Raw genomic sequence first — 20,005 nt, forward strand, 5'->3', positions numbered from 1 at the left:
CATTTTAATTCAGAATTCAGAATTCAGAATTCAGAATTAATGGCTATATGCTGGACGTTCAGAATAACTCGTTGCGTGCTTAATGTCATTCTGAACGGAGCCGCTTGCGGCGGAGTTGAAGAATCTTCTCCGTCGCAGCGGTTAATTGTTCATTATTTTTTTCCTTTGGGCTGTTCGCCGGCGGTCTGCTGGGGAGTGCTGGCCTTGGCGATGGATTCACGCATTTCGGTATCGGCAATGGTGTTCTTCATCTGGTAGTAATCCAGGACACCCAGTTTGCCGTCACGCAGTGCGGCTGCCATGGCGCGCGGCACTTCGGCCTCGGCCTCGACCACCTTCGCGCGCATCTCCTGCACGGAAGCCTTCATTTCCTGCTCGTGGGCAACAGCCATTGCGCGGCGCTCTTCCGCCTTCGCCTGGGCGATGCGGCGGTCGGCTTCGGCCTGGTCCATCTGCAGCTGGGCACCGACGTTACGGCCGACGTCCACGTCCGCGATATCGATGGAGAGGATTTCGTAGGCGGTACCGGCATCCAGACCCTTGTCCAGCACGGTGCGGCTGATCAGGTCAGGATTCTCCAGAACCTGCTTATGGGTTTCGGCGCTGCCGACGGTGGTAACAATACCTTCGCCGACACGGGCGATAACGGTTTCTTCACCGGCACCGCCGACCAGGCGTTCAATGTTGGTGCGCACGGTCACACGAGCCTTGGCCCGCAGTTCGATACCGTCCTTTGCGATAGCGGCAACCACGGGGGTCTCAATGACCTTCGGGGTAACGCTCATCTGCACAGCCTGGAAAACGTCACGGCCGGCCAGGTCGATGGCGCAGGCCTTTTCAAAAGCCATTTCGATGTTGGCGCGCTGGGCGGCGATCAGGGCGTTGATGACGCGGTCTACATTACCGCCGGCCAGGTAGTGGGTTTCCAGCTGGCTGATGGTCAGGTCCAGACCGGCTTTGTTGGCCTTGATCAGGGGGTACACCAGGCGCTGGGGCACGATCCGGCGGATCCGCATACCAACGAGGGCGCTGATCGGGATGTGCACGCCGCTGGCCAGGGCAGAGATCCACAGGCCCATGGGCACGAAGTGAAGGAAGATAGCCAGGGCAATGATTACGATAACAACGATGGCTATAATAAGAGCTGCTGAACCGGGCATAGTGTTATTCCTCCTTAATAATGTTTACATTCAATCCAGTTTCAGTCTTTCACGCGGATGGTATAGTGATCGCCTTCGGCACCGGTGACCAGAACCGGGGTTCCACGCTTGATGAACTCGCCGTCGCTGGCCGCGTTCAGGCGGGTGCCGTCAATCTCAATCTGACCGGCGGGACGCAGTGAAGTGACCGCGACGCCTTCCCTGCCGATCCAGTGATCCGGCTTGGCTTCTCCGGTGGGTGCTTCCGTATCCTTCAGCACCAGGGGACTCTTGCTGAGCCGACCGTTCATGGCGCTCCGGTAGGAAATGAGGAGGGCCAGGGCGATCAGCACGAGCACGGCCACAAAGGCCAGTAATGCTGTGCCGACACCGAACAGCTGCCAGCAGCAGTAAAGCGCGGCAACTTCCAGGACAACACCGCAGATGCCCGCCACTCCGAAGCCGGGAATGAACGCTTCCAGCACGATGAGGCCGGAGCCCAGCACGAAGCCGATGATCATGATGAGATTCAGCGAGAATTGATCCATACGGAATCCTCCTTTCCGTTTATTTCTTTGATCCTATTGTATACGGTAAGGAAACGGGATTATAGCGCAAAAAGAGAAAAATAGACGTGCTTATTTTTCATTCCTTACACAATCTTAACACGCTGCGCCGCGCAGGAGCGGGCAGGCGGAAGAACGGCCTTTTGACGCGTGATTCAGAGGGGATGAGAGGCGCTTCCTCTCCCGGTTATTGATCGATGTCCAATACAACCCCAATGATATCATATACGCGGAGATTGCACAACCGCCGCTCTTGTTGCAAATAAAGGGTTTCCATGGTATAATTCCTTTGTTTCGCATGAGCGGAACGGCCATTTTTGACAAGTGTGAGTTTCTGAAAGGATTGAATCATTATCATGGGTCTATGGCTTGCCCTGATCCTGTGTATCGCGCTTTCAGCGTTCTTTTCCGCCACGGAAACGGCTTATTCCGCCTGTAACCGTGTTAAACTGAAGACCGTAGACGGCCCCCGGAAAGAAAAAGCACAGACAGCGCTCAGTCTGCTTGAAAAATATGACTCTCTGATTACAACAGTTCTCATAGGCAATAACCTGGTGAACATCGTGGGTACGGCAATCGCCACCCTGCTGTTCACCACGCGCATTCTTCCGGGTCAGGAAGACCTGGCTACGACCATCGCTTCCATTATGATGACGGTGCTGGTGCTGTTCCTGGGCGAGGTCGGCCCCAAGACGCTGGCCAAGCAGCAGCCGGAGAAATACGCCATGTCCGTCAGCCATGTGATCCGCTTCCTGGTGACGGTACTGAAGCCCCTGGACTGGCTGTTTGCCCTGTGGCGGAAGCTGCTGGCGAAGCTGGTAAAGCCGGAGCAGGAAGAAAGCCAGATCGAAGATGAACTGATGACCATGATCGACGAGGCGCAGACTGAAGGCGACATTGAGGAAGAAGAAGGCGAACTGATCCGTTCCGCCATCGAGTTTAACGACCAGAACGCCGCGGATATCATGACGCCCCGGGTGGACGTGACCGCCCTGGAAGACAACGCGACGATCGACGAAGCCGCAGACGCGTTCCGCGACACCTGGTTCTCCCGGATTCCGGTTTATCATGAGGACCTGGACCATATCATCGGTATCCTGCATGAGAAGGACTTCTACAAGATGACCCATGAGGGCGTCACGGATATCACCAAGATCATGAAGGAGCCGGTGTTCGCCCCGGCCAGCCTGTCGATCAGCAACCTGCTGAAGCTGTTCCGGACGACCCAGACGCACCTGATCGTGCTGCTGGATGAATTCGGCGGCACCGACGGCATTGTGACCATGGAAGACGTGCTGGAAGAACTGGTCGGCGAGATCTACGACGAGCATGACGAGGTCAGCGAGGAAGTCGTGGAGCAGGAAGACGGCACCCTGATCGTGGACGGCAATATGCAGCTGGAAGAGCTGCTGGCGAAGTTCGGCGTGGAAGACGACGAGTACGACGCAGACACCGTGGGCGGCTGGGCCAGCGAAATGCTGGAGAAGGTGCCTGAGGTGGGCGACAGCTTTGTGCTGGATCATCACCAGTTTACCGTGACCGAGATGGACGGATTCCGGGTGACCAGGATGCAGGTGACAGAGGTGCCGGAAGAGACGGAGGCAGCGGAAGATGAAGAAGCTGAAGAAGTCGAAGAAGAGGAAGAAGAGAAGGAATGAAATATTTGCCTGCGGCAAATGTGAAATAAAGCCGTAAACGGCTTTGTGAAATATTGATCTTCGATCAATATGAAATATCCGGCATCCGCCGGATGTGAAAGTTACTCTGATATAGGAACAGCGCCTTGGATGATTCCAAGGCGCTTTACCATGTATTGCAGGAATGGGATTAAAGTATATATAACATTCGCCGGAGGCGAATATATCATATCGCGAAGGCGATATATCACATTGAGGGGCAAGCGGAAGGCTTGTCCCTCAATATATCATATTTCCTGAAAGGAAATATATCATTCAGGATCAAAGCGTCAGCATTTGATCCTGACTCCCGGAGGAAAGGGCGGACGGGGTCCATCCCGGTCCGGCCTGAAGTCCGGGTGCCCTGGGGGCGGGGGCGGAGGCATCCGCCGGTCTTCCGGCAGATCCAGGGCCAGGCGCTCCATATGGGTGCTCAGCTTGTCGCACAGGGCGCAGAACTGCTCCTTTTCCTCTTCCGTCAGGGCGGAGGTCATCTTCTGAGCCTCCAGATTGCGGGCGTTTTCCATATCGGATACGGCCTTCTGTCCTTTTTCGGACAGGGCAATCCGCTGGATGCGGCGATCCGCCTCATCTACGGTGCGGGTGATGAACCCTTCCGCTTCCGCACGGGACAGCATCTCGCTGAGGGAGGAAGGACGCACGTCCAGGAATTCACACAGCTCCCGGGAAGAAACACCGGGGTTCTTCGCGGCACAGTCCAGCAGGCGGCCGACAGCGGGCGGGAAGGGATATTCCCTGCGCTCCGGCGGGATGCGGCGCATAGCGCGGGCCAGTTTCAGGCAGGCAAGAATAACATCGCCGTCACGATTAGACATATTCATCGCTCCTTTCATAGGGGTAAGGTTCGGTACCGAATCAACTGTATTATAATTCGGTACCGAAGAAATGTCAAGGGGATTTTTCGCCATGGCGAAAAAAGGTAGGAGGTAGGAAGTAGGAGGTAGGAGGTGTTTGCTGGGATGACAATGTGGGGCATTGCGGAGAGGTGCGGGGATGTGACAGCAGGGACAGCCCTACCTGTCATCGTTTTATGAGAACGTGACAGTAGGGCTGTCCCTCTGTCACATGAGTATCCTCGGCAAGGCAGAGCGTCCTTCGGACGTAGTAAGGGATATCCGCATCCTCAATTGTCGCACTGCTCGCTTGGAGCGCTTCGCATTGCTCGTTTCGGCAAGGATTCGCGCGCGCACCGCGGGCGGAATTCCCGCCTCGCGCACCGCGCACGACAGGACTCCGCTTCATTTCAGCTTCGCTGACAGTCCACTGGACTGACATTCGGCTCGCTCCCCACGCGGCAGCAAGCTGCCTTGGTCGGAATGACAATGTGAGAATGTTGGTGTCCCGGTTGCGTTCCCGAACGTGGGCGGGCGGGGAGACAGTGGGCGAAGCCCAAATGCAGAATTCAGAATGCAGAATGCAGAATGATTTCGTCCTTCGGACGTAGTAAGGGATTCCTCGACTTCGCTCGGAATGACATGCTGTATTTAACGCTGCGGTGTTCCGGATGGTTGAAGGTTTCGACAATGAATTAACAAGTGTGCTTGGCATAAGAAAAACCGGAATCTGACGATTCCGGATTACTTTTTTCGGCTGTATTTTTCTTTCATGGCCGTCTGGCGGCGCTTACGGCAGTTGGGACAATAGGTGGGATAATGAAGGACGTCGCTGGGGAAGGTGAAGAACTTTCCGCAGGCTTTGCATTTCCTCTTAATGTCGTGACGGGGACCCTCCCGCTGGGCAAGCTCCTTATCCTTCGCCATCTGCTGCTTGCAGTCCTTGCAGAAGGTAGGCACGAAGCCCCAGGCGGGATCGACGGTGAAGGTCTTCCCGCATTGCTTGCAGGTCTTCTTCAGCGGAACCGGGGCCTCCGGTACGGGCGGGGCCTCAGGCTCGTTATCCCGGAGAAAGCCGCGGATCTTTTCCAGCAGTTTCATAACGGACTCCTGTGAAATCAGGCTTTCTGCAGGCTGTCACGGATAGCGGCAAAGGATTCCTCGGAAATATCGTGCTCGATCTTGCAGGCGTCCTTCCGGGCGATGACTTCATCCACGCCCAGGGAGACAAAGAACTTCGTCAGGGTGAGGTGGCGGTCATAGGTGCGGCGGGCAATGGGATAGCCCTTATCGGTCAGGGAAATCAGGCCGCCCTTCTCCATGGAGATGTAGCCGTTCTCCCGCAGCTTTTTCATAGCGACGCTGACGGAAGGCTTGGTCACGCCGAGGGACTCGGCAATATCAGTGGAACGGGCATAACCCTTTTCTTCCAGCAGAACCAGAATTTGCTCCAGATAATCCTCGGCAGATTCGTAAATATTCACTGCAATCCCTCTTTCCGGTGGATAATTTTAGACAAATCTATCTTCCCAAACTTTATCACATCAGCCCCGTAAAATCAATCGGGTCTTTGATTGAGAACAAATCCGGTGCACGCCAGTCGCTGGGGGCAATGCCGGTCATTTTCTTGAACAGATGGGAGAAATGGGCGGAGGAGACGTAGCCGACGGCCGCGCCCACCTCGGACACGGAAAGGTTTGTTTCATATAAAAGCTGCTTTGCTTTTTCACAGCGGATCGCGTTGTGATACCAAAGCAGGGTGTGTCCGGTTTCGCGCTTGAAGACCCGGGCCAGATAGTTTCCGTTTACAAAGAGCGCCGAAGCAATCCCGGAGAGGGAGAACTTCTGCTCACTGTGCTCCCGGATAAAGTATCCCGCCTGCTGCGCCAGACGCTTTCCGGCGGTTGTTCTGGATGTTTCGGCCATTGTTGATGCCTCCCCTGGAAATTAATGCTTTCATATATTAGCATAGACTAACAAACAAATCAATGACTTTTTGGCAGAAGTCATTATCGAATAATTTATCTCTAAAAGGTCAATATCAGGCAAGCAAAGATTATTAGATTATGCTAATATACTGTCGCTGATTAGGAGAAACTAACAGCAATATTGAAAAAGAAAGAGGACGGCAGCATGAAGAGGGTTCTTCGGCCGGTGCTATGGCTGGTGCTGATGCTGTTCCTGGCGGCGCAGGTGATTCCCGCCGTAGGCGAGGGAGCCAGCACGCGCTGGGCTGACGCATCAGATGAAATCGATAAATACCTGGATACGGCTTTTGAGGATTACCTGGCCGGGGATACGGGAACGGCGTACAACAACGTGAACGACGCCTACTTCCGCGTATATGAAACCACCGGCTTTGAACGCCAGACCATGAGCTACATTTCCGGCGTGCGTAAAAACGCCGTGGAGATGCAGTTCTCCGCCTGCAAGGCGGCAGTCAAGAAGGAAAACTCGGACCAGGAAACCATCGTTTCCGTCCGCACCGCCCTGTTTAAGCTGAAGGCCATGATCCGGGAAGACGGCAACAAGCTGGCCGCGCAGCAGGGCGGCGTCCAGAGCGAAAACAAGTTCTACAAGAACGGAGAGCTGGTTTCCGCGGATCCCTATCCGGAGTATTCCCCCGACCCGAACGCCGCCGCGAAATACGCCAGCTGGTATGAAGCCGCAAGCCTGACAAAGGAACTGCTGGATACGGCTTACCTGGCTTACCTGGACAAGGATTTTGAAGCGGCGGATGACAACCTGAACACCGCTTACTACAGCGTATATGAAGAATCCGGCCTGTCCCACAAAATTTATACAGAGCTGGGCGTGAAGGACCGCCGGGAGACGGAAAAGCAGTTCACGGAACTGCGGAACCTGGTGAGCTCCGGAGAAGAAAAATACCAGAAGAACAAATACCGCACGACCAGCGACAAAACCAAACAGGTGCTGCTGAAGAAGGCGAAGACGCTGGACGAACTGGCAGCCGCCGAAAAAGGAGCCGCGGAACCCGCAGCTGAGGAAATCGCCGCGGAGACGGTTGAAGCGGATCAGAGCAGTCCGCAGTGGCTGACCTTCCTGGGGGCTTTCGGCATCATCGTGCGGGAAGGCCTGGAAGCGATCCTGGTTATCGCCGCGATCATCGCCTACCTGGTGAAGAGCGGTAACGGCAGGAGCCTGAAGAACGTCTACATCGGCGCACTTGCCGGTATCCTGGCAAGCTTTGCCGCGGCGGCGGTGCTCTACTTTGTGAAACAGGCGGTGGCCGGCGCCGGTATGGCGCAGGAACTGATCGAGGGTATCACAGCCCTGATTGCGGTATGCGTCCTGTTCTACGTTTCCAACTGGATGATCTCCAAGGCGGAAGCGGCAGCCTGGACAGGTTATATCGACAGCAAGGTGCGCTCGGGCGTGGAAAAGCGCTCCGCCTTTACCCTGGCGTTTACCGCGTTCCTGTCCGTGTTCCGTGAAGGCGCCGAGGTGGTGCTGTTCTACCAGCCGATGCTGCAAGAAGGAAACGCGGGCATGGTCTGGGCCGGCTTCGGCGCGGGCGTGGTAATCCTGGTGTTTGTCTACCTGGCCATTACAAAGCTTTCCATCAAACTGCCGATCAAGGTGTTCTTCACCGCCACCAGCATCCTCATGGCTGTGATGTGCGTCAGCTTCCTGGGAAGCGGCATCAAGGAACTGGCGGAAGGCAACCTGTTTGACCTGACGCTCCGCGTGCCCGGCATTCCGGAAAACGACGTGATCCAGATCTTCGGTATCTATCCGTACCTGGAGACCCTGGTGCCGCAGCTGATCCTGGCAGTGATCCTGCTGATCACCTTCATGGTCGCCCATTACCGCGGCCGGCTGGAAGCCCAGCGCAAGGAACTGACGGCCGCCCATTAATCAGATTTTTCGCGCGGTGCCCCGCGCACTGCGCTGAAGAATACCAAATCCCCTATAAAGGACTGTTATTAAAGGAGGATCCCCCAAAATGAAAAAACTGCTTTCTCTGGTTCTGGCTGCTATGATGCTGTTCTCCCTGTCTGCTGTCGCGATGGCAGAAGATGAAGAAGCCGGTTTCGATGAATTCGAACTGGGCGTTGAAGGCGAACAGGAAGTTGGCTTCATGACCATGGCTATGGTTTACTTCCAGCCCGTGGATATGGCTCCCGTTGACCAGGCTACCGCCAAGGAAAATACGGACCTGCATATCGAAGTGGACCTGACTGCCAACGAGAACGGTTATGCTTTCCCGGTGGACCAGTGGGTTCCCTACCTGACCATTGATTTCGTGATCCGTGACACCGAAGGCAAAGAAGTGACCTCCGGTTCCATGATGCCCATGGCGGCTTCTGACGGCCCCCACTACGGCAACAACATCAAGCTGGCTGACGGCGAGTACAGCATTACCCTGTACATCAAGAGCCCGGCTGAGAACGGCTACCTGCTGCATGTTGACTCCGAGACCGGCGTCGACGCCAAGGATGGTTTCTGGACCGAGCCCCTGGAAGCGACCTGGACCGGCTGGAAGTTTGTCAAGCAGTGGTAATTAACCCCTGAACTGAAGACTTTGCGACGACCGGCGCGGGATCCGCGGGGGATCCTGCGCCGGTATATTCAGCTGTCTGGAGGGCATAAACTTGCTGTATTATCTCTGGAGTGTTATACAGGACCTGTTTTACACAGTGACAATCACAACGCTGATGCACGCGTTCCTGGGAAGGCTGTACGGCCGGACAGGACGCCGGGGGCACGCGATCGGCCTGATCGCCGGAGTTGCTGCCGGCACGGCGCTGGCCGTTGTGAAACAGACCACCAATAAAATCATATCCAGTCACTGGAACCATTGGACCTACGCTTATCTGATGGCTTTCATAGTGGCATTTTTCATGTTGTCCCTGTTCCTGGGCCGGAAGGAAGGAAAGAAGCCGGCTGCGGGCGGGATCTGCCTGATCCTTTGCGGGGCCGCGGCCTCCGCGGGAATGATCTTCTTCCGGCTGCCGACGGTGCTGCTGTATCCCTTCAGCTTCAACACCATGGGCAACGGTTTCTTCTCAGCTTACTACATGGAGCGGCTGGGCGGCTGGGCGCTGGCGCTTCTTCTGCTGTTCGTCTATTCGCGCCTCCTGTACGGATGCGCTGTACATATCCGGAAGGGCGCTGTGCCGCGGCGGGTGCTCCGCGCAGGCGTCCTGATTTACGCGGTCTACTGCCTGGGACGGTTCTTTGTTCCGTGGATCAGCCGGGCTAAATGGCTGGGCTGGTCTGTGAAATATACCGAAGCCCAGTACGGCTGGATCGGCTCCTTTACCATGTGGACGGCAACCAATGCCATGATCTTTATCTGGATCATCGCGGCACTGGCAGCATTGACAGCCCTGCTGTTCCTGCTGGAGAACACCAGGGTGACGGAACCCTATGAGCACGCGGCGCAGCTGCGCAAGCTCCGTGCCGGGAACCGGAAACGCCGTCGGCTGGCAATTGCCACGCTGGTGATGATCCTGCTGTTCGTGCTGACGCTGACCGTGGTGAAGGCTTATGACACCCGGGAAGTTGTGCTTTCCGCCCCGGAAACCTATACCGTGGACGGGGACAGGATCCTGGTTTCCGCAGAAAGTGTCAATGACGGCCACCTGCACCGGTTTGAATACACAACGGAGCGGAACGTAACCATCCGCTGGATTGTGGTGAAGAAACCCAACTCCGCCACCTACGGCGTCGGCTTTGACGCCTGTGAGGTCTGCGGCAGCGCGGGCTACTACGAGCGGGGCAGCCAGGTGGTTTGCAAACGCTGCGACGTTGTCATGAACATCAATACCATCGGCTTCAAAGGCGGCTGCAACCCGATTCCGCTGGCATACGAAGTGAGCGGAGGCAACCTCGTCTTCCGCCTTGAAGATTTATTATCCGGCGAAAAGGAGTTCAGGTAATTCAGAATTCCATGATCGCCGTTACCAAAGTTCCAACGGGAACTTTGACGGCTGTAATGTGGCAGCCGTTACCCAAATCAAAGATTTGGACAGCTGCTCAACAATTCATAATTAATGGTTGATTCCGGATTCATCGGGATGAATCCGGAATAGGAGGAAAAGAAATGCTGTTGCGGATGATTCGCGGCGTACTGTTCCATCAGAAAGGGAAAATGCTGCTGATCGCATTTACGATTGCGCTGGGCGCCAGCCTGGCTACGGGCATGCTGAACGTTATGATGGACGTGGGAGACAAGGTCAACCAGGAACTGAAGAATTACGGCGCCAATATTGTGGTGAAGCCGAAGGATTCCTCCCTTCTGTCCGATATTTATGACGTGGGCGAAGGCGGGGAAGAGCTGAACACCGCCTGGCTGAAGGAGGATGACCTGGGCAAGATCAAGACGATCTTCTGGGCGTTCAATATCGTGGACTTCGCGCCGTTCCTGGATACCCAGGCCGTACTGCCGGACGGCAGCGCGGTCAAACTGAACGGAAGCTGGTTCAACCATCACCTGTCCCTGCCCACGGGCGAGGAGCTGGACGCCGGCGTGGTCGGCATGCGCTCCTGGTGGGACGTGACGGACGGACGCTGGCTGGATGAAAAGGACGAGAACGCGAACGCGGAAATCATGGCCGGTATGACGGTAGCCCAGGCTCAGGGCTGGAAAGCCGGCGACACGGTGACGCTGCAGGGCAGCAAGGGTGAAAAGACCGTGACGGTGGCCGGTATCTATGATGCGGGCGGAGACGAGGATGAACAGATCTTCGGCACGCTGGCCCTGGTGCAGGAGCTGACCGGACGGGAAGGCAAGGTGGCCTCGGTAGAGGTTTCCGCCATCACCACCCCGGACAACGAGCTGGCCCGCCGGGCGGCCAGGAATCCGGCGGCATTGTCCGGCCGGGACTATGAAACCTGGTACTGCACGGCTTATGTGAGCGCGATCTGCTACCAGATCCAGGAAGCGATTCCCGGATCCGTGGCCGCCGCGGTCCGTAAGGTTGCGGAAGGTGAAGGCGCCGTGCTGGAAAAGACACAGCTGCTGATGATCCTGATTACGGCGCTGAGCCTGATCGGTTCCGCCCTGGGCATCAGCAACCTGGTGACGGCCAGCGTGATGGAGCGGGCAAAGGAAATCGGCCTGCTGAAGGCCATCGGCGCGCGGGATCATTCCATCACGGGCGTTATCATGACGGAAATCCTGGTCACGGCGCTGATCGGCGGCGCGGCAGGATACTTTATGGGCTTCGGATTTGCCCAGCTGATCGGCCGGAGCGTATTCGGCGCGGCGGTGGAAATGAAACCGGCGGTGGTGCCGATCGTGGCGGGCCTGGTGGCTCTGGTGACGCTGGCGGGCAGCCTGCCGGCGATCCGGACGGTGCTCAGGCTGAAGCCGGCCGAAGTGCTGCATGGAGGTCACTGAACGATGACAAGACGCAGAATGTTCCTGAGAATGATCACCGCCTCGCTGCTCCGGCGGCGGAGCCGGATGCTGATCGCGCTGCTTTCCATCGGCATCGGCGCGACAATCCTGGCAGGCCTGGTGACGATATATGTGGACGTGCCCCGGCAGATGGGCGCCCAGTTCCGCTCCTTCGGCGCGAATATGCTGCTGCTTGCGGATGAGGGAAAGAGCATGACAGCCGGGGAACTGGATGAGGCTCTGAAAACCATTAACACGGACCAGCTGGTGGGCGCGGCGCCCTACCGCTACGTGCGGGTGGACATGACCACGCGCCAGCAGTCTTTTACGGCGGCGGGCACGGACTTCAGCCAGATTACAAAAACAAGCCCCTATTTCAGCGTGGACGGCCGGTATCCGGAGAATCCCCGGGAAGTGCTGGTGGGCAAGGAAATCGCAGAGACGATCGGCGTAAGGATCGGGTCGGGCATGGAACTGACCTGGCAGCCTTCGGCGAGTGAAACGGAAAGCGATCCGGAAGAGGACCGGAAGCCCGGCGCGGTGCTGACCGGCAGCGCGGAAGGCTGGAGCGGCGGAAAGGTCTATGTGACGGTGAAGCTGGACGATGAATCCAGGATTGCCTCCATGACCGTTGACGCGGGTACCCAGACGCCGGAAATCGGCGGACTGGCCCAGACGGACGAAGCCTTCAATGCCCAGTTTATCGGCAAGACGCTGCCGCTGACCCTGGGGCAGGACGTGGACGCGCTCAGCGGCGCCACGGTGACCTCCACGGCGGTGGTGGACGCCCTGAACACCGCCCGGAACGCGGAAAACAGGGCCACAGCCCGGACGGTGAAATGCACTGTCTCCGGCATCCTGACTACGGGCGGCGAAGAAGAAGCCTATGTGTTCATGAGCCTGGAGGATATGGCGAACCTGACAGACGAAGATAAGGTGGACGTGGCGGAGCTGAGCGTAAGCGCCTCGGCGGAGGAACTGGAAGCCTACGTGAACCGGATTACGGAGGAGCAGCACGGTATCAAGGCCCGGCTGGTGAAGCGGGTGACGCGTTCGGAAACCGCCGTGCTGGGAAAACTGCAGAGCCTGGTATTCCTGGTAACCGCGGTGGTGCTGGTGCTGACCATGATCTGCGTATCCACCACCATGATGGCGGTTGTTTCGGAACGGCGCCGGGAGATCGGCCTGCGGAAGGCACTGGGCGCATCCGACAGCAGCATCCGGGCAGAGTTCCTGGGTGAAGGCGTGTTCCTGGGCCTGCTGGGCGGTTTGCTGGGCGGCCTGCTGGGTTTTGTGTTTGCCCAGGTGGTAAGCGTGAACGTGTTCGGTTCCTCCATCACTTTCCAGCCGCTGCTGCTGCCTGCGGCGATTATCGTATCCATCGCGGTGGCGGCCCTGAGCTGCCTGCAGCCGATTAAGCGCGCGGTTGCCATTGACCCGGCGATTGTGTTAAAAGACGAGTAAACTCGTTTTTTACCAAATTCATAATTCATAATTCACAATTCATAATTATGTTTTGTTAAACCGGAAACCGAATAACAACGAATAGTGCGTTTTGTGAAGACTGGATTATGAATAGAAAACCAGGCCGAATCAGTATATTTAATTATGAATTATGAATTGTGAATTGTGAATTGATTAAAGGGGTGTAGACATGAGTCTTCTGGAATTAAAAAACATTTCCAAGATCTACGGTGACCTGAAGGCCCTGGATAACGTGAGCATTCATGTGGATAAGGGTGAATGGGTCGCGATCATGGGACCTTCCGGCTCCGGAAAGAGCACGATGATGAATATCATCGGCTGTATGGATAAACCGACGCTGGGAGAAGTGCTGCTGGACGGCGTGGACATCGCCCGGGAGAGCAGCAAGAAGCTGACGGATATCCGTCGGGATAAGATCGGCCTGATCTTCCAGCAGTTCCACATGGTCAATTACCTGACCGCCGTGGAGAACGTGATGGTCAGCCAGTATTACCACTCCATGCCGGATGAGCAGGAAGCGCTGGAAGCCCTGGGCCGGGTCGGCCTGCGGGAACGGGCGCACCACCTGCCCAGCCAGCTGTCCGGCGGCGAACAGCAGCGGGTCTGCGTAGCCCGGGCGCTGATCAACCATCCGGAGCTGATCCTGGCGGATGAACCGACGGGCAACCTGGACGAAGCGAACGAGAACATCGTGCTGGATCTGTTTGCACGCCTGCACGCGGAGGGAACGACCCTGATCGTCGTGACCCACGACCCGGAGGTGGCGGAAGCGGCACAGCGTACCATCGTGCTGGAACACGGCAAGGTGGCGCGGGAAGTCATTAATGAAAACTTTGATGAACAGCAGAAGGAATGGCTGGCCAGGTTAAAGGGCTGAAGAGAGGTATATATGAAAAAGAGTTTATTCGCAATCCTGGTCCTGGTTCTCGCGGCGCTGATTGCCGTGGGATCCGTGACTGTAATCGGCCCCTGCGTCCATGCGGACGGCAGCGCGGCAGCCTGCACCGGAACGGGCAGGGCAATCCTGATTGACGGCTGCGTGATGGCAGCCCTGGCACTGCTGGCGCTGCTGATCCGCAAACCCGGCATCCGTATTATCCTGTTTGCGGCGGCTTTCTGCGCCGCGGCGGTTGGCGTCCTGCTGCCGGGCACCCTGATGCCCCTTTGCAAAATGGACACGATGCACTGCCGGGCGGTAATGCAGCCGGCGGTAATCATCCTGTCCGGCGTCGCGGCAATCACATCGCTGATCGGGATTATTACAGAACAGCGCAGAAGCAGGAGAATGAAGGGATGAAGCGCTTTTCACCGGTGATCCGGAACCTGACAAGGAAACCGGGAAGAACCACCGCGCTGATTCTGCTGACGGCTTTCCTTGCTTTATCTGTTTTTGCAGGAACGCTGGTGGTTTCATCCCTTCGCCGTGGACTCGGCAGCATGGAAAACCGCCTGGGCGCGGATATCATTGTGGTTCCGGCAGAGGCTGAATCCAAATCCAGCCTGAAGAACATGCTGCTGCAGGGAACCATCGGTACCTTCTATATGGACGCTTCCGCACTGGACAAGGTGAAGGAAACAGAGGGAGTGCAGAAAGCATCCGCCCAGATTTTCCTTTCCTCCATGAAGGCGGACTGCTGCTCCGTGAAGGTACAGATCATCGGCTTTGATCCGGAAAACGACTTTGTGGTGCAGCCCTGGATTGCCGAAAGCCTGAACCGCCCGCTGGGCGATATGGAAATCGTGGTCGGCAGCCGCGTGGGAACGGACGTGGGCGATAACTTCCGGATTTACGACCGGAAATGCCTGGTGGCGGCCAAACTGGCGCCGACCGGCACCGGCCTGGATACCGCGGTGTACTGCAACATGAATACAATCCATACGCTGCTCCAGGCGGCGGAGGAAAAAGGCGTCAGCCATAAAATTGATTCCGGAAACGACGTGGAGGTGGTATCCGCCATCTACGTGAAGACGGTTCCGGGAGCGGATATCGGCCTGGTCAACAACCGGCTGAACGGAAAGATCCGGAAGGCGACATCCGTCCGGACGACCGGCATGATCACAGAAGTATCGGACAGCCTGGGCGGGGTATCCAGGACGGTGGCGATCCTGATCGCCGCGGTCTGGATCCTGGCACTGGCGATCCTGTTTATTGCCTTCTCCATGATGGTGAATGAACGCCGGCGGGAACTGGCGGTTTACCGCCTGGTGGGGATGAGTCGGAAAATGCTTTCCGGAATGATCCTGAAGGAAACGGCCCTGTGCAGCCTGGCAGGGGCGCTTTGCGGCGTGCTGCTCGGCGCGGTGCTGGTATTCCCCTTTACCACGCTGATTGAAACCAGCCTGAAGCTGCCTTACCTGGCCCCGTCAGCCGGAACAACCGCGGTATTTGCGGTCCTGGCAATCGCGGTCACGGTGGCTGCCGGATGCGCGGCAAGCCTGCATACGGCGTCGAAGCTGAGCCGGGTGGACCCGGGCAGCACACTGAGGGAGGGCGCCTGACATGGAACTGAGAGCGGAAAACATCTCCCGCCGGTACTTCCGGAAGCGGGGAGAAGCAAACTTTTTTGAAGCGGTCAAACCGGTATCCCTGACGCTCCGGGGCGGAAAAATGACCGTGCTGAAAGGCAGGAGCGGATCCGGCAAGACCACGCTGCTGCATATGCTGGCGGGACTGCTGAATCCGTCGGAAGGGAAGGTTTTCCTGGACGATACGGATCTGTATGCCCTGGAGGACGCGGAGCTGTCCAGGGTACGCAATGAAAAGATCGGCGTGGTTCCCCAGGGCCGCAGCGCCGTGGATACGCTGACGGTGTATGAGAATATCCTCCTGCCGGGACTGCTTTACGGCGGCAAACCCCGGACGGAAGCGGCAGAAAGCTGGATGGAGGCGCTGGATATCTGCAGCCTGCGGGACGTGATGCCCGCGGAACTGTCCGGGGGAGAGCTGCGCAGGATGGCCATCGCACGGACGCTGACCGCTGATCCGGACGTGATCCTGGCGGACGAACCCACCGGTGACCTGGACAATGAGAACACGGTCATAGTGCTGGACGCACTGCGCCAGGCTGCAAAAGCCGGCAAGGCAGTGCTGGTGGTCAGCCATGAGGATGACGTGGAAGCCTATGCTGATGAGGTGATCCGCATGGACGCGGGCAGCTTCATCGCAGACGGCTCCAAAACGCAGCAGCCGTCATCTGTCAATGAGTGATTTGTCTGTTTGTGACACATAAAAAATTGCTATTGACAGAAAGAATAATGTCTGTTATTTTGTATTAGACATGACTAACCTCTTCTAGCTGCTCTTTGGTGTAGGGATGTGCCAGAGAGCAGCTCCTTTTAAGAAAAGAAGTTAGTTAATACTAATCAAAGGAGAGACAGATGTCGGACGAAACCGTAATCCGCTGCTGCGCACCGACGCTGGCAGCCATCAAAACCGGCAGCCTTTTCAACAGCCCATTTGAAAGCCGGGAAGAGATGACAGCCAGCCTGCGGGCGATTAACAAAAGCCTGCTCCCCAAGGGTGTGTGCGCGATGCCCCTCCGGTATGAGAACGGGAAGGCGCTGATTTACCTCTACCGCCCGTCCATGCTGGAAGAGGACCTGCGGAATCCGGTGGCGGCCGAACTGCTGAAAGACGCCGGGTATCCCGGCGGAAGCGCTTCCGGGCATATTGCCTGGCTGATCCGCCGGCTGAAGGAATCGGAAACCTTTCCCCATGAGATCGGGCTGTTCCTCGGATATCCGGCGGTGGACGTGCGGGGATTTATCCGGCACGGGGAGTGCAAGTGCACCGGCCTGTGGAAGGTCTATGAGAGCGACGTACCCCAGGCACAACGCACCTTCGCGCGGTGCAGGCACTGCACAAAAGCTTACCTGCAGCGCAACCGGGAAGGATGGGACCTGTCGAGGCTGACAATCCGGCCGGGACAGTTTTCATACAGAGAAGCCGAAAGGCTGGAAAGGAAGGAAACCACATGAGTAAGATCGCGGTGATCTATTGGAGCGGCACCGGCAATACGCAGGCAATGGCGGAAGCGGTTGCGGCGGGCGCAAAAGAAGCCGGCGCGGAAGCGGATCTGCTGACCTGCGCTGACGTGGGCGATATCTCCGCCTATGACGCGGCGGCACTGGGCTGCCCGGCTATGGGCGCGGAAGAGCTGGAAGACAGCGAATTCCTGCCGATGCTTGAAAGCATTGAACCGGCACTGGCCGGAAAGAAAGTCGCGCTGTTCGGCTCCTACGGCTGGGGCGACGGCGAATGGATGCGCTCCTGGGAAGCCCGCTGCGCGGAGAAGGGCATTGCCCTGGCTGCGGAAAGCGTAATGGCGAACGAAGCCCCTGACGATGCTGCCACAGCGTCCTGCAAGGCGCTGGGTAAAGCACTGGCATAAATCAGGAAAAACACGGTATCAGAATCGAAAGGACGAAACCAAAATGAAGAAAGTAATTTCCCTTGTACTGACCCTTTGCCTGCTGATGATGACCGCCGCCTTCGGCGTGGCGGAAACCGCGGACGATTCCGCGGAAGCCCTGGAACTGCTGGAGAACATCAAGGGTACCTACGAGCCCCTGTTCCCGGTGATTACTGCCGCAGAATATGATTCCATCTGGCAGGAGCCCTGCGTGAAGGCCCTGGGTGAAGAAGACGGAAAAGCAATGGCTGACATGATGAAGAGCTACTGCGCCGGCACGATCTACGGCCAGGAAGCAATCGACACCTACGGTGACGGATCCAACGGCATGCAGTTTGCCTGCGGATTCATCAACGGTGTGGCCACAATCACCTTTGACGGCAAGACCATCAGCGGCGCGGATGAGAGCGGCAAGACTGTGTTCAGCCATGAATATGCCTATGTCAGCAAGCTGTCCCTGTCCGGTGCGATGGAAGGCTATCTGTTCGAGACTGCGGATGAGGACGCGGGCGAGTTCAAATACTTCTACATGATGCCCGATACTCCTGCCACCACCTATCATCTTGAGTTCCGCTACGGCAGCAACGTTGATGATCTGGCGAAAATCATGGAAGGGCCCTATGCCTACTGGCTGGCTGCCGGCTTCCCGGTGGACGCGGACGCGGAGCTGATCAACAAAGTGATCACCCTGTATTGCGAAGAAAACCTGGCGGAAGAAGAGAGCGAAAACGCGGCCTGATCCCTGCACAGCAAAACACAGGACGCGGTCCGAAAGGATCGCGTCCCTTTTGCTTGACATACAGGTATCATAGTGATATAACAAGTTAGTCATAACTAACCAAGGAGGATGTCAAGCAATGAACGGATGGTCCGCTGATGTGATTTTGGGCCTGCTGATTCCCTTTGCGGGAACCGCTGCCGGTTCTGCCTGCGTGTTTTTCATGAGGAAAAACCTGAAGCAGAATGTGCAGCGCGCACTGACCGGATTTGCGGGCGGAGTCATGGTCGCGGCTTCCATATGGAGCCTGCTGATCCCGGCGATGCAGCAGGCGGAAGGAATGGGGAAATGGGCTTTCCTGCCGGCGGCGGCCGGTTTCTGGATCGGCATTCTGTTTCTCCTGCTGCTGGATAAGGTAATTCCGCACCTGCACATGTTCGCGGAAAAGGCGGAAGGACCCAGGACCCGCCTGGCCCGGACCAGCATGATGGTACTGGCTGTGACGCTGCACAACATTCCGGAGGGAATGGCGGTGGGCGTGGTTTATGCCGGACTGCTTTCCGGATCCGCGGAGATTACCGCGGGCGGCGCACTGGCGCTGGCCCTGGGTATCGCAATCCAGAATTTCCCGGAGGGAGCGATTATTTCCATGCCCCTGCGGGCGGAAGGCAAGGATAAGGGGAAGGCTTTCCTGGACGGTGTGCTGTCCGGAGCGGTGGAACCCATCGGCGCGGTGCTGACCATCCTGGCCGCGTCGCTGATCGTGCCGGCCATGCCTTACCTGCTCAGCTTCGCGGCGGGCGCCATGATCTATGTGGTGGTGGAAGAACTGATTCCGGAGATGTCCGCCGGGGAACACTCAGACATCGGGGTGCTGATGTTTTCCTTCGGCTTTACGCTGATGATGGCGCTGGACGTGGCGCTGGGATAAAGAACGAATGAAGAATGAAAAATGAAAAATGAACAATTAAGTGAGAGGGAACCGAAGATGAAACCTGATTATAAGAACTGGATGCCTAAGGGAATGGTACGGGGATTCAACTTTGCTTTCCTGGGACTGTGCGCTGTGCTGGTACTTGCAGCACTGCTGGCCCAGGGAACGGCCAGGACAGTCCTGATGATTGTGTTTGGCGTGCTGGCACTGGTTTTCCTGGGCCTTTCGATCTGGTCGGTGATGATGTACCGGGCTTTTGACTACCATGGAAAACGCCGGATGTCCCGCCAGATCATCGAGGGAACGGCGGAATACGTCAAGGTGCCCAAGGGCGGGAAATGCCTGGATGTGGGCTGCGGAAGCGGCGCCCTGTCCATTGCCGTGGCCAAACGGAATCCGGACGCAGCCGTGATCGGCGTTGACCGCTGGGGAAAGGAATACGCCTCCTTCAGCAGAAAGCTGTGCGAGGATAACGCCCGGGCGGAAGGCGTAAAGAATGTGAGCTTCCGGCAGGGGGACGCGACCCGGCTGGAATTCCCGAATGAAACCTTTGACGCTGTCACCAGCAATTACGTTTATCACAACATCCCGGGCGACCGGCAGGCGATCCTGCTGGAGACGCTGCGGACGCTGAAGAAGGGCGGCACCTTCGTGATTCACGATATTATGTCCGTTTCCAAATACGGCGACATGAACGCTTTTGTGAAAAAGCTGAAAGACCTGGGATATGAGAAAGCGGAGCTGATTGGCACGACGAACGGCAAATTCATGAAAAAAGGCGAAGCAGGCTGGATGGGCCTGGGCGGATCGGCCCTGCTGATCGGGAAAAAGTAAACCATACTCCCGGAAAGG

General features: G+C 57.1%; 21 protein-coding genes. 15 read left to right on the forward strand and 6 right to left on the reverse strand.

What is annotated here, in order from left to right:
• Positions 1–152 precede the first annotated feature (152 nt).
• Positions 153–1,160 carry a flotillin-like protein FloA gene (gene floA, locus JRC49_11110; protein QTE70347.1) on the reverse strand — a complete coding sequence of 336 codons (1,008 nt, stop codon included), beginning with the start codon at positions 1,158–1,160 and terminating at the stop codon, positions 153–155.
• Positions 1,161–1,201: 41 nt separating this feature from the next.
• Positions 1,202–1,687, reverse strand: coding sequence for a hypothetical protein (locus tag JRC49_11115; GenBank protein QTE70348.1), 486 nt, complete (start codon positions 1,685–1,687; stop codon positions 1,202–1,204).
• Between the two features lie 374 nt (positions 1,688–2,061).
• Between JRC49_11115 and JRC49_11120 the strand changes: the two genes are divergently transcribed.
• Positions 2,062–3,363 (forward strand): HlyC/CorC family transporter, encoded by a 1,302-nt coding sequence (locus JRC49_11120; protein QTE70349.1) that lies wholly within the window; start codon positions 2,062–2,064, stop codon positions 3,361–3,363.
• 308 nt (positions 3,364–3,671) lie between these two features.
• Here JRC49_11120 and JRC49_11125 read toward each other — a convergent pair whose 3' ends face one another.
• The 4 genes from JRC49_11125 to JRC49_11140 all read right to left on the reverse strand — a co-directional run bounded on the left by JRC49_11125 (position 3,672) and on the right by JRC49_11140 (position 6,161).
• Positions 3,672–4,217 (reverse strand): winged helix-turn-helix transcriptional regulator, encoded by a 546-nt coding sequence (locus JRC49_11125; GenBank protein ID QTE70350.1) that lies wholly within the window; start codon positions 4,215–4,217, stop codon positions 3,672–3,674.
• A gap of 762 nt (positions 4,218–4,979) precedes the next feature.
• Positions 4,980–5,336, reverse strand: coding sequence for a hypothetical protein (locus JRC49_11130; protein ID QTE70351.1), 357 nt, complete (start codon positions 5,334–5,336; stop codon positions 4,980–4,982).
• Positions 5,337–5,353: 17 nt separating this feature from the next.
• Positions 5,354–5,719 (reverse strand): metal-dependent transcriptional regulator, encoded by a 366-nt coding sequence (locus JRC49_11135; GenBank protein QTE70352.1) that lies wholly within the window; start codon positions 5,717–5,719, stop codon positions 5,354–5,356.
• Positions 5,720–5,774: 55 nt separating this feature from the next.
• Entirely contained in the window at positions 5,775–6,161 is a 387-nt protein-coding gene (locus tag JRC49_11140) for a helix-turn-helix transcriptional regulator (GenBank protein QTE70353.1), read from the reverse strand.
• A 207-nt stretch (positions 6,162–6,368) separates the two neighbouring features.
• On the opposite strand from JRC49_11140, the gene JRC49_11145 reads away from it, so the two are divergent.
• From JRC49_11145 to JRC49_11210, 14 genes are all read left to right on the forward strand, one after another.
• Entirely contained in the window at positions 6,369–8,114 is a 1,746-nt protein-coding gene (locus tag JRC49_11145; protein QTE70354.1) for an FTR1 family iron permease, read from the forward strand.
• Between the two features lie 88 nt (positions 8,115–8,202).
• Complete coding sequence (locus tag JRC49_11150; GenBank protein ID QTE70355.1) at positions 8,203–8,760, forward strand: iron transporter; 558 nt, start codon at positions 8,203–8,205, stop codon at positions 8,758–8,760.
• Positions 8,761–8,851: 91 nt separating this feature from the next.
• Entirely contained in the window at positions 8,852–10,141 is a 1,290-nt protein-coding gene (locus JRC49_11155) for a DUF2318 domain-containing protein (protein ID QTE70356.1), read from the forward strand.
• Positions 10,142–10,305: 164 nt separating this feature from the next.
• Entirely contained in the window at positions 10,306–11,604 is a 1,299-nt protein-coding gene (locus tag JRC49_11160) for an ABC transporter permease (protein ID QTE70357.1), read from the forward strand.
• 3 nt (positions 11,605–11,607) lie between these two features.
• A complete protein-coding gene (locus JRC49_11165) occupies positions 11,608–13,068 on the forward strand; it encodes an FtsX-like permease family protein (GenBank protein QTE70358.1) in 1,461 nt (486 codons plus the stop codon).
• Between the two features lie 190 nt (positions 13,069–13,258).
• On the forward strand, positions 13,259–13,966 hold the full coding sequence (locus JRC49_11170) for an ABC transporter ATP-binding protein (GenBank protein ID QTE70359.1): 708 nt from the start codon (positions 13,259–13,261) through the stop codon (positions 13,964–13,966).
• A 12-nt stretch (positions 13,967–13,978) separates the two neighbouring features.
• Positions 13,979–14,386: a DUF4418 family protein gene (locus JRC49_11175; GenBank protein ID QTE70360.1), complete on the forward strand. Its 408-nt coding sequence runs from the start codon at positions 13,979–13,981 to the stop codon at positions 14,384–14,386.
• Positions 14,383–15,588 (forward strand): ABC transporter permease, encoded by a 1,206-nt coding sequence (locus JRC49_11180; GenBank protein QTE70361.1) that lies wholly within the window; start codon positions 14,383–14,385, stop codon positions 15,586–15,588. The genes JRC49_11175 and JRC49_11180 overlap by 4 nt, the downstream gene beginning before the upstream one ends.
• Position 15,589: 1 nt before the next feature.
• Positions 15,590–16,297, forward strand: coding sequence for an ABC transporter ATP-binding protein (locus tag JRC49_11185; protein ID QTE70362.1), 708 nt, complete (start codon positions 15,590–15,592; stop codon positions 16,295–16,297).
• Between the two features lie 170 nt (positions 16,298–16,467).
• A complete protein-coding gene (locus tag JRC49_11190) occupies positions 16,468–17,067 on the forward strand; it encodes a DUF3793 family protein (GenBank protein ID QTE70363.1) in 600 nt (199 codons plus the stop codon).
• Positions 17,064–17,480: a flavodoxin gene (locus JRC49_11195; GenBank protein ID QTE70364.1), complete on the forward strand. Its 417-nt coding sequence runs from the start codon at positions 17,064–17,066 to the stop codon at positions 17,478–17,480. Before JRC49_11190 ends, JRC49_11195 begins: the two co-directional genes overlap by 4 nt.
• A gap of 43 nt (positions 17,481–17,523) precedes the next feature.
• The gene (locus JRC49_11200) at positions 17,524–18,240 is read left to right on the forward strand and encodes a hypothetical protein (GenBank protein ID QTE70365.1); all 717 of its coding nucleotides are present in this window, start codon (positions 17,524–17,526) and stop codon (positions 18,238–18,240) included.
• A 118-nt stretch (positions 18,241–18,358) separates the two neighbouring features.
• The gene (locus JRC49_11205; GenBank protein QTE70366.1) at positions 18,359–19,150 is read left to right on the forward strand and encodes a ZIP family metal transporter; all 792 of its coding nucleotides are present in this window, start codon (positions 18,359–18,361) and stop codon (positions 19,148–19,150) included.
• A gap of 57 nt (positions 19,151–19,207) precedes the next feature.
• Positions 19,208–19,987: a class I SAM-dependent methyltransferase gene (locus JRC49_11210; protein QTE70367.1), complete on the forward strand. Its 780-nt coding sequence runs from the start codon at positions 19,208–19,210 to the stop codon at positions 19,985–19,987.
• Positions 19,988–20,005 lie beyond the last annotated feature (18 nt).

It is taken from the genome of Clostridiales bacterium FE2011 (assembly GCA_017569305.1).
Lineage (GTDB): Bacteria > Bacillota > Clostridia > Christensenellales > Aristaeellaceae > Aristaeella.

Bases quoted from the DNA above. Each gene is read 5' to 3' on its own strand.
- JRC49_11170 (QTE70359.1), top strand. From the start codon at position 13,259: ATGAGTCTTCTGGAATTAAAAAACATTTCCAAGATCTACGGTGACCTG.
- JRC49_11180 (QTE70361.1), top strand. From the start codon at position 14,383: ATGAAGCGCTTTTCACCGGTGATCCGGAACCTGACAAGGAAACCGGGA.
- JRC49_11200 (QTE70365.1), top strand. From the start codon at position 17,524: ATGAAGAAAGTAATTTCCCTTGTACTGACCCTTTGCCTGCTGATGATG.
- JRC49_11190 (QTE70363.1), top strand. From the start codon at position 16,468: ATGTCGGACGAAACCGTAATCCGCTGCTGCGCACCGACGCTGGCAGCC.
- JRC49_11125 (QTE70350.1), bottom strand. From the start codon at position 4,217: ATGTCTAATCGTGACGGCGATGTTATTCTTGCCTGCCTGAAACTGGCC.
- JRC49_11175 (QTE70360.1), top strand. From the start codon at position 13,979: ATGAAAAAGAGTTTATTCGCAATCCTGGTCCTGGTTCTCGCGGCGCTG.
- JRC49_11195 (QTE70364.1), top strand. From the start codon at position 17,064: ATGAGTAAGATCGCGGTGATCTATTGGAGCGGCACCGGCAATACGCAG.
- JRC49_11150 (QTE70355.1), top strand. From the start codon at position 8,203: ATGAAAAAACTGCTTTCTCTGGTTCTGGCTGCTATGATGCTGTTCTCC.
- JRC49_11140 (QTE70353.1), bottom strand. From the start codon at position 6,161: ATGGCCGAAACATCCAGAACAACCGCCGGAAAGCGTCTGGCGCAGCAG.
- JRC49_11160 (QTE70357.1), top strand. From the start codon at position 10,306: ATGCTGTTGCGGATGATTCGCGGCGTACTGTTCCATCAGAAAGGGAAA.
- JRC49_11115 (QTE70348.1), bottom strand. From the start codon at position 1,687: ATGGATCAATTCTCGCTGAATCTCATCATGATCATCGGCTTCGTGCTG.
- JRC49_11145 (QTE70354.1), top strand. From the start codon at position 6,369: ATGAAGAGGGTTCTTCGGCCGGTGCTATGGCTGGTGCTGATGCTGTTC.
- JRC49_11210 (QTE70367.1), top strand. From the start codon at position 19,208: ATGAAACCTGATTATAAGAACTGGATGCCTAAGGGAATGGTACGGGGA.
- JRC49_11185 (QTE70362.1), top strand. From the start codon at position 15,590: ATGGAACTGAGAGCGGAAAACATCTCCCGCCGGTACTTCCGGAAGCGG.
- floA (QTE70347.1), bottom strand. From the start codon at position 1,160: ATGCCCGGTTCAGCAGCTCTTATTATAGCCATCGTTGTTATCGTAATC.
- JRC49_11130 (QTE70351.1), bottom strand. From the start codon at position 5,336: ATGAAACTGCTGGAAAAGATCCGCGGCTTTCTCCGGGATAACGAGCCT.
- JRC49_11165 (QTE70358.1), top strand. From the start codon at position 11,608: ATGACAAGACGCAGAATGTTCCTGAGAATGATCACCGCCTCGCTGCTC.
- JRC49_11205 (QTE70366.1), top strand. From the start codon at position 18,359: ATGAACGGATGGTCCGCTGATGTGATTTTGGGCCTGCTGATTCCCTTT.
- JRC49_11120 (QTE70349.1), top strand. From the start codon at position 2,062: ATGGGTCTATGGCTTGCCCTGATCCTGTGTATCGCGCTTTCAGCGTTC.